General features: G+C 39.3%; 17 protein-coding genes. All 17 read left to right on the top strand.

The features are described 5' to 3' along the window. Positions 1 to 220 precede the first annotated feature (220 nt). Entirely contained in the window at positions 221 to 508 is a 288-nt protein-coding gene (locus tag FERRO_RS01275; RefSeq protein ID WP_056929067.1) for a hypothetical protein, read from the top strand. Positions 509 to 781: 273 nt separating this feature from the next. Beyond that, complete coding sequence (locus FERRO_RS01270; RefSeq protein ID WP_056929066.1) at positions 782 to 1,399, top strand: cytochrome c3 family protein; 618 nt, start codon at positions 782 to 784, stop codon at positions 1,397 to 1,399. 1 nt (position 1,400) lies between these two features. Continuing rightward, positions 1,401 to 3,671, top strand: a complete 2,271-nt coding sequence (locus tag FERRO_RS01265) for a molybdopterin-dependent oxidoreductase (protein ID WP_204374710.1) — start codon at positions 1,401 to 1,403, stop codon at positions 3,669 to 3,671. 2 nt (positions 3,672 to 3,673) lie between these two features. After that, positions 3,674 to 4,522, top strand: coding sequence for a 4Fe-4S dicluster domain-containing protein (locus tag FERRO_RS01260; RefSeq protein ID WP_056929065.1), 849 nt, complete (start codon positions 3,674 to 3,676; stop codon positions 4,520 to 4,522). Positions 4,523 to 4,571: 49 nt separating this feature from the next. Continuing rightward, complete coding sequence (gene nrfD, locus FERRO_RS01255) at positions 4,572 to 5,990, top strand: NrfD/PsrC family molybdoenzyme membrane anchor subunit (RefSeq protein WP_204374709.1); 1,419 nt, start codon at positions 4,572 to 4,574, stop codon at positions 5,988 to 5,990. Beyond that, the gene (locus FERRO_RS01250) at positions 5,990 to 6,514 is read left to right on the top strand and encodes a quinol:electron acceptor oxidoreductase subunit ActD (protein WP_204374708.1); all 525 of its coding nucleotides are present in this window, start codon (positions 5,990 to 5,992) and stop codon (positions 6,512 to 6,514) included. The genes nrfD and FERRO_RS01250 overlap by 1 nt, the downstream gene beginning before the upstream one ends. Continuing rightward, a complete protein-coding gene (locus FERRO_RS01245) occupies positions 6,511 to 7,059 on the top strand; it encodes a c-type cytochrome (protein WP_056929063.1) in 549 nt (182 codons plus the stop codon). Before FERRO_RS01250 ends, FERRO_RS01245 begins: the two co-directional genes overlap by 4 nt. A 24-nt stretch (positions 7,060 to 7,083) precedes the next feature. Then, positions 7,084 to 8,088 (top strand): hypothetical protein, encoded by a 1,005-nt coding sequence (locus FERRO_RS01240; RefSeq protein WP_056929062.1) that lies wholly within the window; start codon positions 7,084 to 7,086, stop codon positions 8,086 to 8,088. A 198-nt stretch (positions 8,089 to 8,286) separates the two neighbouring features. Then, a complete protein-coding gene (locus FERRO_RS01235) occupies positions 8,287 to 8,562 on the top strand; it encodes a hypothetical protein (RefSeq protein WP_056929061.1) in 276 nt (91 codons plus the stop codon). Between the two features lie 226 nt (positions 8,563 to 8,788). Continuing rightward, positions 8,789 to 10,195, top strand: coding sequence for a cbb3-type cytochrome c oxidase subunit I (locus FERRO_RS01230; RefSeq protein ID WP_056929060.1), 1,407 nt, complete (start codon positions 8,789 to 8,791; stop codon positions 10,193 to 10,195). Positions 10,196 to 10,224: 29 nt separating this feature from the next. Continuing rightward, the gene (locus FERRO_RS01225) at positions 10,225 to 11,166 is read left to right on the top strand and encodes a cbb3-type cytochrome c oxidase subunit II (protein ID WP_056929059.1); all 942 of its coding nucleotides are present in this window, start codon (positions 10,225 to 10,227) and stop codon (positions 11,164 to 11,166) included. Between the two features lie 69 nt (positions 11,167 to 11,235). Then, on the top strand, positions 11,236 to 11,868 hold the full coding sequence (locus FERRO_RS01220; RefSeq protein ID WP_056929058.1) for a hypothetical protein: 633 nt from the start codon (positions 11,236 to 11,238) through the stop codon (positions 11,866 to 11,868). 20 nt (positions 11,869 to 11,888) lie between these two features. Next, positions 11,889 to 12,014: a hypothetical protein gene (locus FERRO_RS10495; RefSeq protein ID WP_275044299.1), complete on the top strand. Its 126-nt coding sequence runs from the start codon at positions 11,889 to 11,891 to the stop codon at positions 12,012 to 12,014. A 61-nt stretch (positions 12,015 to 12,075) separates the two neighbouring features. Further along, positions 12,076 to 12,375, top strand: a complete 300-nt coding sequence (locus FERRO_RS01215; RefSeq protein ID WP_204374707.1) for a hypothetical protein — start codon at positions 12,076 to 12,078, stop codon at positions 12,373 to 12,375. 47 nt (positions 12,376 to 12,422) lie between these two features. After that, positions 12,423 to 12,710, top strand: a complete 288-nt coding sequence (locus FERRO_RS01210; RefSeq protein WP_056929057.1) for a hypothetical protein — start codon at positions 12,423 to 12,425, stop codon at positions 12,708 to 12,710. Continuing rightward, entirely contained in the window at positions 12,707 to 13,195 is a 489-nt protein-coding gene (locus tag FERRO_RS01205) for a hypothetical protein (protein ID WP_056929056.1), read from the top strand. The genes FERRO_RS01210 and FERRO_RS01205 overlap by 4 nt, the downstream gene beginning before the upstream one ends. Then, positions 13,195 to 13,641, top strand: coding sequence for a hypothetical protein (locus tag FERRO_RS01200; RefSeq protein WP_056929055.1), 447 nt, complete (start codon positions 13,195 to 13,197; stop codon positions 13,639 to 13,641). The genes FERRO_RS01205 and FERRO_RS01200 overlap by 1 nt, the downstream gene beginning before the upstream one ends. Positions 13,642 to 13,648: the final 7 nt, after the last annotated feature.

The raw sequence follows: 13,648 nt of genomic DNA, 5'->3' as shown, positions 1-13,648 counted from the left end.
ATAACTAGTTGGTTATTTCTTATTATTAATAGTATTAAATTGTAACAAGGTACGTAATGGCAAAATATTCTTGTAATAAACGTTTGACAACATTTTTTTTTAGAGATACGCTAAGTACATGTCAGTTATTCAAACAACTGGTCTGACACAGTCACATGTGAAAAAATAAGTTTGAAAGCTGGTTTATTTAATAACATCATTATGTTTTGGGGGATATTTCATGGAAGACATTAAACTATCACGTCGTCAACTATTAAAGATGGGCTCAATTGCTTTAGTTGCAGCTCCTCTAGTTGGCTTATCAACTTCAGCATCAGCGCATCAAAACACCGCTGTTCGTGCTGCTCTTAAATTTCAAACCAAACCAAACGGTGCTAAGCATTGTGCAGTTTGTATGAACTTCTTGCCTAAGGCTGATTTAAACCATAGTGGTTGTAAGCTTTATCCAGGAGATGATGAGATTTGCCAAAACTGCTATTGCAACGGTTTCGTTCAAAAAGCTGGTTAATATTTTTCATCTGAAAGCGGGGTGCCTTGCACGCCGCTTTTTTTGTCTCTAACGTTTTGTCCAATCTGAATTAAATTTAACGATTAACTTAAAGATGCACAGTTTAAATAAAATGAGTTGCATTTTTATCATAAAAAAAAGCAAAATTTGGGGATTCTTGCACTATAAATAATAATTATTGTTAACGCAAGTGTTTTTTAGGGTTGAATTTTTTTGCGTTGCAAAAAAACAACTAAATCTTGCAAAAGTCTAATCTTTGAGGAGGAGATTGACGTGAATATAAAAAAAATAGAACTTTTCTTTTTTGGTATTTTGTTTTCAATGCTGGCTCAATTAGGTCATGCGGAGGCATTTCATCCTGGGGGGGCGCCCGGTACTCAAACTATAGATGGCTACAATGCTCTTGGTCCTAAAGTAGAACAGCCCATTGAGTTTCCTCACTACACTCATGCTAATGTGATGAAAATCAACTGCATGTATTGTCATACTTATGCTAGAAGAAGCGCCGTATCAGGAATTCCTCGTTTAGATAAATGTATTGGTTGTCATAAAATGATTCCTGAGGTACGGGATCGCCCTAGAATTAAAAAACTATTCTGGTACTGGGATAACCATATCTCTATTCCCTGGAAAAAAGTACATGATTTACCAGATTTTGTTCGATTTAATCATGAGCGACATATTCAAAGATTTTACTTTCAAGATAAACGTCCGGTGAGAGAGGTATGTGGGTATTGTCATGGAGACGTAGCCAATATGACCACTGCAAGACGAGTTAAAGCGATTTCTATGGGATGGTGTATTGATTGCCACAAAAAAGATCATCAAATTAGCAAAGTTAATTTAAAAACAACAAATGGCCCCAATGATTGTTGGATGTGCCATAAATAAGATGCCTGTAAAAAAGCAAGAAAGTATAGATACGGGGGAGAGAGCCATGGCAGCAGAAAAAAGACCAATAGTAGAACGCAGAGATTTCCTTAAAATATTAGGTATAAGTGGGGCTGCGGCAACGCTTGCAGGATGTGGGAACACTTCCATTGAGTCGGGTGTAGAAAAAGTTCAGTCCTATGTTCAGCCAGAGGATTTTGTAGTTCCTGGTAATAGCGTTTTTTATGCATCAACTTGTACTCAATGTCCTTCTCATTGCGGTGTTATGGGTCGAGTGAGAGAGGGTAGAGTACTAAAATTAGAAGGGAACCCTAATTCAATTATAAGTAATGGAAAAATTTGCGGTTTAGGTCAAGCCAGTATTCAGTTGCAATATAACCCTGATCGTTTAACTACCCCAATGATTAGAGAGGGTGGTAAATTAGTAACTGCATCCTGGGACCAGGCTATGAAAATAGTTAATGATGGGTTAGGTAAAGACAGTCGAATCAAAGGGAATGAAATTGTATTTCTTACTAACAGTGTCAGTGGCCATCAAAAGGTATTAATTAACAACTTTTTAGAAAGTTATGATTCGAAAAATCATATTGCCTATGACTCCCTGTCCACTCAAGTTGGTGACCAAGTTAGGGAAAATATTTATGGGTACACTAATCCTGTACATAAAATAAAAGAAGCCAGATTGATTCTCTCATTTGGTAATGATTTTCTGGGTGCCGGAGTCTCTCCTGTTTATCTTGCAAATCAATATGCTCAATTTAGAAAAGCCCCTCGTGGTACGTTAATTCAGATAGAGCCACGTATGACCTTAACAGGAGGTAATGCAGATCGTTGGTATCCCATACGCCCAGGTACAGAAGGAGTTTTTGCTTTAGGTCTCGCGAATGCATTAATCCAGCATCCTGAGTATGACACGACGCTACCAACAGAATTAACCGAATCACTTAAAGCTTACGATAAGTATACTGTGGGCCAAATAACAGGAATAAATCCAGATGCCATTGGACACTTGATCGCCATGATGTGGGAAAAAACGCCTACATTGGTGTTGTCCGGGTTGTCTGCAGAGGGGCACCAACAGGGTTATCAGAATGCTTACGCCATTGAGTTATTAAACGTTATTTTGGGTAATGTTGGAAAAACAGTGACGGCGCCAATGGAAAATCCGTTTCCGCAAATGACGCATGTCAATGGTAACTACCAAGGTTTAGTGGCTCTAAATAATCAGTTAGATGCTAAGAATGTAAAAGTGTTATTCATGATGGGGGTTAATCCAGTTTATACCGCTCCAGCTTTTATTGAACTAAAAAATAAATTAAGTAACGTTCCTCTAAAAATAGCAATGGTTACTCAGCTTGATGAGACAGCAGAGTTATGCGACGTCGTTTTACCTTTACTCTCACCTGTGGAAGAGTTTGGTACTCATCTTGCCAGTTATCAACCAGAGGCTATTGAAATCGGCATTCAGCAACCTTTAATGGAAAAGCTTCATGCGCATACCAAGAGTTTTGGTGATGTGTTGTTAACATTGTTAAAAGAACGTGATGAGAAAAGCTACAGTAAATATCCTGATTATTATTCTTACATTAGAGAAGCTGTAGTGAAATCTAAACCGGTTTTTAAATCAACTTTAAGCGATGATGATTTTTGGGATAGTGCATTAATGAACGGGGTATTGCATGTCCCTCTCAAAGAAGCGCAAATTGATAAAGTAAAGATTGAGTCAGTAAATTTACCTAAGGTTGAGACTCATCCTGAAGACGTTAACTATCCATTTTATTTTGTGCCTTCAGTAAAAGCAGATATGCGCGACGGTCGACATGCTAACCTTCCCTGGTTACAAGAGTCACCGGACCCTATGACTACGGTTGTATGGGATTCATGGGTTGAAATTAATCCTAAAACTGCACAGGACATGCAAGTTCGTGAAGGGGATATTTTAGAAATCAAATCATCCATGGGATCTGTTTTGGCTAAAGCTTATTTGTTTCCTGGAATTCAGCCCAATACGGTCTCCATCCCCTTTGGACAGGGACATACAGCATACGGAAGATATGCGTCCAATCGAGGGGTTAATCCTTTCAAAATTATTAACCCTATCACAGATGAAAAGACAGGTGAGTTAGCATTGTTCGCAACTAGGGTTCAAGTCACTAAAACTGCTCTCAATGAAAAGGTTGTCAAAGATGAAGGTCCAACTACATTGCAACAGGGAAGGAAACTCGTCGCAACTATGGCAGCTGATAAAGCAGAATTAAGTAAGGAGGTGTAGTCATGTCTTTAAATAATTTAATAAAAAATTGGACAAGTTTCAGGTCCCGTCGTCCTTATTTAGATCAGTATAAGAATGCTGATTATAAGTGGGCCATGGTGATTGATTTAGACGCCTGTACAGGATGCAATGCTTGTACAACTGCATGCTATGCAGAAAACAATTTACCAGTGGTAGGGAAGGAAAGGTATGAGAAAGGTCATGCTATGCATTGGTTGCGTATTGAACGATATTGGGGGGAGGGTGAAAGCGTTCCTGTTGATATGGTACCAGATAGGGGGGCTCAGTTTTTACCTATGATGTGTCAGCAGTGTGAAGCGGCTCCCTGTGAAGTGGTATGTCCTGTTGGCGCCACGCACCATTCAGCTGACGGACTTAATACACAAGTTTATAACCGTTGTGTGGGTTCTCGTTATTGTTCCGCCAATTGTCCTTACAAAGTTCGCTATTTTAATTGGTGGCAATATGCTGATACAGCCTGGCCTAATCCATTAGAGTTACAACTCAATCCTGATGTTTCAGTGAGAAGTAAAGGGGTTATGGAGAAATGTACATTTTGTGTGCAACGATTAAGAGAGTCCATGGATCATGCTAAAACAGATGGACGTTTGGTGCGCGATGGAGAAGTAACGACGGCCTGTGCTCAAGCTTGCCCCACCTCTGCAATCACTTTTGGTAATCTTGCTAACCCACAATCACAAGTGGCCAAAAAATGGAAAAATCAGCAAATAGCCCTTGAGAAAGATGAGCAAAAGAAAGATGAAAACTTAAGAGGATATCGAATTTTTGAAGAATTTAGGACTTATCCGTCAGTGGTGTATTTAGAGCGTGTGAGAGATTTAGAAGCATAAGGAAATAAATAATAGGTCTCGGTAAGGGATAAGGGAGAGAGGAAATTTTATGAGTCATATGATCAAGCATGATGTGCCGGATGATAACGAAATACATATAGAGAAAAAATTCGTTCCAAAGGACCTGGATATTGATAAAGACGTCAGTTGGGCGCAAATTAATAAGGATGTTTTACGTAGTTTAGACCGTCCAAGACCAATATTTTGGGTCATATTTTTTGCTGCGATGGCACTGTTTTCTTTTGGTGTATATTGCGAAAAATACCAGTATGACAATGGGTTGGGTGTTGCTGATTTGAATAATCCTCAAGTGTGGGGTTTATATATTGCGACATTTATTTTTTGGATTGGCATGGGGCACTCGGGCACACTGTTATCAGCCCTTCTACATATCATTCATGCAGACTGGCGGAAACCTATCTACCGTTATGCAGAAGCAATGACGACCTTTTCTTTGTTGACCGCCGCCCTCTTTGTGTTAATACACTTAGGTCGAGTTTGGCAGTTTTATTACGTAGTGGCTTATCCCAACGAGAGATGGGTGTGGCCAAACTTTAGCTCTCCTTTGGTATGGGATGCAACGGCTATAGGTACTTATTTAACTTCCTCATTGTTGTTTCTCTACACAGGAATGGTTCCTGATCTTGCAATCTGTCGAGACAATGCAACTGGAGCGAGGAAAAAGCTTTATACATTTATGTCATTAGGTTGGCAGGGTACTGATCGTCAATGGGCTACATTCAGAGTGACTTATATGACATTAGCTTGCTTTTTGATGCCTCTTGCCGTATCAGTGCACTCTATTGTGTCAACCGATTTTGCTGTCTCACAAAACCCTGGATGGCACATTACATCTTTCCCTCCTTACTTTGTCGCAGGGGCTTTGTATTCAGGATGCTCTGTCATTATTACTTTATTTATTTTATTGCGATACGTCTTTCGATTCGAAGCGTATATGACAATGCCGATTTTGAATAAATTAATCAAAATGACTTTTGCCATAGCTATGGTATGGAATTATTTAAATCTGATTGAATACTCGACTGTGTGGTACGGGGCAAATGAAATTGCAAAACAGCAATTACTTGACAAAATGACAGGCACCTATGCCCCTGTTTTTTGGGGAATGGTATTTTGTTCTACTGTCATGCCTTTTACATTATTAATCAAGTTTGTCAGAACACATTTACCTACATTAATGGTGGTTTCTATCATATTGAATTTTGGAATGTGGCTTGAGCGAATACAAATTATCACCCCTACTTTTGGGCATTCTCAATATCCTTGGACTTGGACTTCAGGATGGTGGCCAAGTTGGGTACAGTTCGGCATCGTAGCGGGAAGTTTTGGTTGGTTCACCATGCTGTTCATGCTCTACTGCAAGATTTTCCCAACGATTTCTATGTATGAAGTGAAAGAGATGGTTCACGACCAAAGCAAAATGCTCAAAGCGAAAGGGGTAGCATAATGAAATCATACTTACTCGCTCTGTATAACAATATGGAGGAAGCTGGGCTCGTGTTAGATGAGTTAAATAATACCAAGCTGCCCGGTTTCAGCATGAAAGATGTAGTGATTAAATCTCCTATTGAACACCCAGAGTTATCTGAGAAACTGGGCAAGAGACCCGTTTATGTGCAGTTGTTTACCTTGGTTGGAGTGTTGTTTGGTCCAATAACGGGTTTAACTTTAGTGGCCTCTGCGCAAGCCTCTTTTATTTATCAAATTCGTGGAGGAAGGCCAGTGGTGCCAATCCCTCCTGATATGGTACTCACTTATGAGTTCTTTATTCTGTCAGGCGTACTGATGACGGTGATAGGTTGTTTTATTGGTTGGAAACTGCCGGGGAATAGAAGTCCTCTGTATAACACTCGGGTAAGCGAAGACAAAATTGGCATACTAGTGAAAGCAGAAGACACCAGTATTCCTGTTATTAATGAGATTTTTAAAAAACATCATTCGTTAGAAATTCTTGGGGAGGAAAAAAAATGAAAAGAGCTACTCTCTTTACCATGACCGCATTATTACCAAGTCTTGCTTTTGCTTGGCCGTGGAGTCGTGATATGGCTAACCAAATTAGTATTAAGCCTCAAGAGGGACCACAGTCTGTTCGTCCCTTCCCACAAACCTCTATTCCCATGGCTGGCACGCAAACTACGCCATTTATTAAAACACATGATGAGGCGATGAAATTAAAAAATCCTAATCAAGCTACTGCACAGTCCATTAACCATGGCCGTGAATTATTTCAAATTTATTGCGTGCCTTGCCATGGTGTATCAGGGACTGGGGATGGTCTAGTGGGTGCTAAGCTTTTAGTTCGTCCTTTTGATCTAACATCAGAGAATGTACAAAAAATAGCGCCAGAAGGATATATTTTTGCGCACATCACTTTTGGTGGTGCTTTAATGCCATCCTATGGCAATGATATGTATCCAAAAGAGAGATGGGATGTAGTGAATTATGTAAGACACGGTTTGGTTGCTGATGATAAAAAAGCTGCTCAAGAAAAAAATACAGTTGGTTCAGCAAAATAATAGATTTATAAAGGGGGAGGCAGCGTGATTTCTTTTTCTAGTTGGTCAGTTCTGACCGTAGATTTTCTTATTATTTTACATTTATCGTTGGCGGGAGTCATGCTGTCAGCTTTATTGCATTTGGTTGGGGCAAAGTGGCGGTTTGACATACGGGTTATTTCGGTATCGTTTTTTTCACTTTATCCGCTTGCTTTTATATTACTGTTAATTTTACTTTATGGCGGTAAGTTAACCTTTCCTTGGGTTGGGGGATACGGTAAATTACCTGCTTGGAATAATTTACCCTTTTTAGCAACGCGAGAAATACTTGGGTTTATTATAGTAGGGTTAGTCTATGGTTCTTTTGTTAGACTTCAGGCCAAGGCAGAATCCAACCCGGATGCGAGTCATAATTTTCGATGGGTTGCAGGGGTAATCCCTTTTGTGCATGTCCTCTTTTGCACGATGGTGGCCTGGGATTTTGAAATGACGCTGTTGCCCAGTTGGGAAAGTTCTATGTACTCGATTTATCACTTCGTCAGCGTCTTTGGTATGTATCTTGGCGTATTGGTAATCACGGTTTATTTTTTAGATAAGGCAGGCTTGTTTATTAAATCCCCTGGCAGTTATCTTTATAATTACATTGCGCAAATGATGTTAGGGTTTTCCATCTTATGGGTGTATACATTTTTTGGCCAATATTTAATTATTTGGTATGCTAATTTTGGAGATGAAACAGATCGTATATTTTTAATGCAAAACGGACCATATGGCGGTTTGTTTTGGACATTCTTTGTTATGAAGTTTGTCTTTCCTTTCGTCATGCTGGTGTTCCCATTCAATAGGAAAAACCCTAGTGCAATCGCGTTAATTGCATCGTCTATAGTAATTGGAACTTGGATTGAGAGGTACACCTGGATTTCCGGGACTTATCCTACTCATCACATGCCTATGACGGGTATGTTTGATCTTGGCTCAACCATCATTGTATTTGGTATAGCCTACTTAATCATGAGAAGGGCATTTAAAAGAAATCATTTAATTAGGTAGTAGAAAAGAAACAATCAGCATTAAACCCAGCTGAAACTTGTTGAAAAATGAGACTTAAGCTGGTATAAATTACATAAGGTATTTTTAATTAAAAAATTTGTGATAAATTTGTTAATAATTTGTTACTCTTTTTATTTAAAAAAGAAGTTAAACTGATTCAAGCTATTTAAATAGTTTGCACGCTTAAAAGGGGGGGAGATGCAAAAAAAATCAATTAGAGAGCGCGGATTCTGGGTAATGATTGTCGGTGGTATGCTCACAGGAATGGGTAACGGCAGTGTATTCGGTGCGACAGTAATGTGTTTTGCAGGCCGTGGCAAATTCCAGGATTGGGGTGGTTGGATGAGTTGGGCTTTTGTCCCCTCTACTTTTACAGGGTTTATTGATTGGTGTATGTTTGTTTTTGGATTTGCTTATGTTGCGTTATTGGCAATTTCTCTAAAACGTCATAATGCCCTTGAAAATTTAGCCTAGCCGTGGGAGATTAAAACATGTTAAACACAATTGCAGCAGCGTTTGGTATTACATTAGCTTTTTCAAGTATGTTGTTATCATGGTATATTTTGATGCCACATGATCGCAAGAATACTAATCAACACTAAGTATGAGATTTAAGGCTCTAGTAAGATTTTACTAGGGCCTTACTAATATGTAGTTCTGTAAATGAAACAATGAAGAAACAATTAAGGGGGTAGTGAAGATGTTTAAATATTTGCTGGCTAAAAATGAGGATATACCTCATGGTGCATCAGCAGTTTACTGGGGGTTCTCAGCCATTGTCTGGTTTGTGATCGGAACAGGTTTGGGTTCTTTCAATGCTGCTAAATTGGCTTTTCCTGATTTTGTGACGGGATATGAGTTTTTGGCTTTTGGTCACATGCGTCAGGTTCACGTTCACGCAGTTATTTTTGGTTGGATATCAATGGCTTTTGGTATGGCTATGATGTATATAACGCCAGCCTTAGGTAATACGAGATTGTGGTCGGAGAAGTTAGGACTTTGGAATGCTTTCCTCTGGAACATTGGTTTGTCTTTAGGTTTGACAGTGCTTTGGGCTGGAATGACCTCTGGTCGTGAGTATTCAGATTTCCCCTGGTTTATTGACTTATACATCATTACCTTTATGGTTGTACCACTTGGTATAAACGTATGGATGACGATTATTAATCGTAGAACGCAAGGTATTTATACCACTAATTGGTTTTTCGCTGCAGCGACTTTCATGTTAGCTATCGTATTTACAGTTGGAAACTTGCCAGAGTTTTTCCATTTAACTGGTTTAACAGAAGCCTACTTAACATGGTGGTTTGCTCATAATGTGCTTGGTTTGTGGATTACGCCAGTTGCCGCTGCAATTGCGTACTACACAATTCCAAAAGTGACAGGTAATCCCTTGTATTCACATAGAATTGGACACTTACATTTCTGGTCAGTGGTTGTGTTCTACTCAACCCCAGCGGCTCACCACTTAATGTCTGCTCCATTACCTGAGTGGCTTAAGTCTTTTGCCTCAGTTGAAGGTGTGCTGATTTTAGTGCCTGCCATTGCCTTCGTATCAAATATCTTGCTGACTATGCAAGGTAAATGGAATATGTTTGTTGAAAATATTGAAGTTAGATTTACCGTTACGGGTTGCTTAATGGCAATACCATTAAATATGCAAGGTGGTTTCCAACAAACCCGTGCCATTAACTGGTACATTCATGGTACAGGTTGGATCGTAGCTCACGCTCATTTAGCTTTGTTGGGTTTCTCAACATTCCTGGAAGCAGCGGCAGTTTATTTAGGCTTGCAAAGTATGATGCGCCGTAAGTTGTATTCATTAACCTTAGCCAACATACATTTCTGGTTACTACTTATTGGGTTCACCACTTACTGGGTTTCCATGACTATCGCAGGTTTGATTCAGGGAGCAGGTAAGATTTATGAGGTGCCTTATATCGACGTGGTCATAGCAGAACATCCTTACATGATTGCACGTTGGATTGGTGGTACCTTAGTGTTTATCGGTAACTGTTTCTGGCTCTACAATATGTGGATGACAGCTCGTGAAGGTACAGAAGTTCCACAAGGTCGTATGCCCCATGAATTGGCTTACGAACGTTAAAATTAACTAATAATAAGAGGTAAATCGACATGAATTTTAGAGAATATAAAGTCGGAGCCCGTTTCTTTGCTCTAGCATTAGGTGGATCAATGACGATTACACTGCTATTGCCAAGTTTTGATATCTCCTCCGTTAGCGCAACCGAGGTAGCTTTAGATAAGCAACTTTGGGCGGGTCATGAGTCTGGGTTTAGTTTAGATGATCCATTATTACTGGGATGGCATCGTCCAGAAAAAGTGATTCTGAAAACTGACCCTAAAACAGGCCAACCCATGGAAGCAACCACGGCCTATGTTTATGAAAAGGGTACTCCTTTCCCTGGTGGTGTTATACACCCTGGGAACCTAGGTAAAGTATCAGAGAAACTTAGTATTAATGATGGGCATATTAATGAGGCTAATAAGGATCAAGGTGCTGTTTTCTTGGTGAGGTCTAACGATCAAAAACAATACTATATTGAAGACGCCACAGCTACGCGTGGATGGAATCCCGAGCAAGTATTAAAAGCAGCCGGTGATGCGAACACTTACTACGCCAGTGCTGGTAAATCAATCTTTGTACGTGAGGGTTGCTGGTGGTGTCACACACTCTTGCCAGAACAAACACAAGATTGGCAAGTATTTGGTGCTCCTCCCATGTTAGGTGATTTTAATGGTGAGTCTCCAACAGCGTTTGGTTCTGATCGTAAAGCACCAGATTTATTACATGTCGGTTCAAGAAATGCATCAAAAGAATGGTTAATGTTGCACTTCTTTAATCCAAGACTGGTGCAACCACATTCAATTATGCCTCGTTTTGACTATTTATGGGGTAAGGTTGATGCAAACGGTAAGCCTATTGATTATGATAAATGGCGTAAAGCGTACAGCGAGTACACTGAAGGTAAGCGTATTTACCCACCAGAAGTACCTATGTATGCATCAAATAGTGACGCAAGACATTTAATTGATTTTATTTTAAATCTTAAGTAGTAGTAGTTATATGGTGGGGCTAGGAGACTAGCTCCACTAAAATTCAACATAAGTAATCTAGGGGGAATTATGGGCTGGTCATTTAAAGATCCATTAGCTACGCTCAGTGATGATGAAACCACAGAAAAAAATAAAAAATTGTGGGAAAGAGAGTTATTAGGTGGACTCACAGAAGATAATAATCCTGTGCCTGTTCCAGTTGTTTGGTTAGTCTTGTTAACTGTCATTACCGCATTCTTAGTGACATTTCCTTTGTGGGGCCAAAGACCTACGGCAAAATTATATTTGCCCTATGTTCAAGCCATGCAAAATCCTGAGGTTCTAAACGCTAAAAACGATGATGAGGCTTTAAAAATTATCGAAAACATTGTTAGCAAAGACCCAAATGCTAACCATGCTCTGTTAGAAAGACACCCTGTTTCAATGGATGATTTGCGAATGATTGCTCCACAGATCAATGCTCTGCAGGAACATCATGAACATCTAGGTGACTATACGGTGGTTGGACCTAATGTAGTCACAGCAAACTTTGAAGGTAACTATCGTCCTGATGGCACCAGAATTCGTCAACAACCATGGTGGGATAAAGGCTATACCATTGACCTGTTTTACTTATCCTACTTCTTCTTAGCTGTATTTTTAATGATCAAGCGTTTGCCACCTACAACCTGGCAACCACGTCACGGTCATGTGGAAGAATAAAAACTAAATAGGAGACACAAATGATTGAATTAGATAATGGCCCTTTAGCAATTTTACTTCCCATAGCGGTTGCTTTTATATTTCCATTTATCTACAGTTTCTTTGTAGATAATTATGACAAAGATAAACCTCAGATAAAGAGTTAGATTTTCTTATTAACCGTAATATGCCACACTGATGTGTGGCATATTTATTTGAAAGACTAAAATGTATAAATTAATTACAGAAAATTTATTAAATATAAGTACTGAATACAGTGGCTACAATGGTAAGGTAGACCTTAGTATAGAAGGTATGAGAAGCCAGCACTTTGGATATGGAGTTTTTGTTTTTCTCATGATTGGCGTAGCTGTTTTTTGCGGAATTATTTATGCAACCATACGTGAGCAAGCCGCAGAAGGTAAAATGCGTACCGGCGAAAAAGTTATGTTTGGAGCTATAATCATGGGTGTGGTAGTGGCAATTATATTCGGTGCTGCACAAATGTTAAATGGTTTCCTTTTTTAAGAACTTGCTTGATGATGTGCTGTCGAAATTATAAATAGGAGACAATTATGAGTTTTATTATGAATTTTATTGATTCGTTAGGTGATGGCTGGACTATCTATTTATGGTTAGTTGCCGGTGGTTTGATTATTATTGCCTCTATCTACGGTATTCGCTGGGCTTCAAAAAACAATCAGTTTGATGAAGACATTAAGTATCTTGTTTTTACTGAGTCCGATAAAGATAAAATGAAACCAGAGGATTATGCGAAAAGTCGTGAAGTATTAGCTAAGCAAGAGAAAGAACGTGATGTATTTTTAAAGGCCATGGCTGAGCAACGAAATAAAACTGTATGAGACGTGGTGAGAAAATAATTTATGCCGTCATGGCAGTGGTTGTGTTAGCTGTGATGGCGAGAAATGTTTTTACAATTGAAACACAAAAGCAACCAGATAAAGGTATTCCCTTTTATACGACAGCCAATCATCACCTGATGCGTGAGGCCTCTGATATCTATAGAGTTCAAGGATGCCGTCAATGTCATTCTTTATGGACTGTTAAAAATATGATGGAAACAGTTCCTGCTCCTGCCCTTGATGGGATAGGGTCAATACGAACAGAGGAATGGTTTTATAATTATTTCTCAGCTGTTAGTCCTCAGACAATATTACCAAGCCGACTAAAAAAACAGTACAGTATGCCCTCTTACGCATCCCTGTCAGAGCATGATAGACGTGTTCTTGCTCAATATATGGCTAGTCTCAAAGTTCAAGACTGGTATTTAGAGCAAACAAAGAAAATGGAATACGAAAAACTAACTGGTAAAACCTATAAAAACTAATGAATAACAGAAAACAAGAGGATCGCTTATTAAAAGGTTTTATTGCCTTTGGAGTGGCGGCGGCGCTGTTACATTTTGGTGATGTGATACTAGATTCACACATTGAGTTATTTAATGGTATTGCTTATTTTAGCTTTGCTTGGATTGCCGCCGTGTTTATTTTACCCTTTTTGGCGGGAATCATCGTGGCCTACATTTTTGGTGGTGGGGGTAAATGGTTAGCTGTCTTTCCTCCGCTATTGGTTAGAGTGATGGCGCTCTATCAAGTGGTGAATAGTCCCCTTCCTGATCATATGTCTCGCGAACCCATAGGCTGGTGGGGATTCTTTCTGATTTTAATTATGGAATCAGCAATGATCGGTGGGGTGGTGGGTGAAGTCATTAATAAAAGAACTTATGGCAGAAGAGATAAGAATCTTTTGTATAAGAAGAAACCAACACAGTAATAAGATT

Source organism: Ferrovum sp. JA12 (assembly GCF_001431705.1).
Lineage (GTDB): Bacteria > Pseudomonadota > Gammaproteobacteria > Burkholderiales > Ferrovaceae > PN-J185.
Note: the sequence above shows the minus strand (reverse complement) of the source record. Positions and strands in the feature narration are given on the sequence as shown.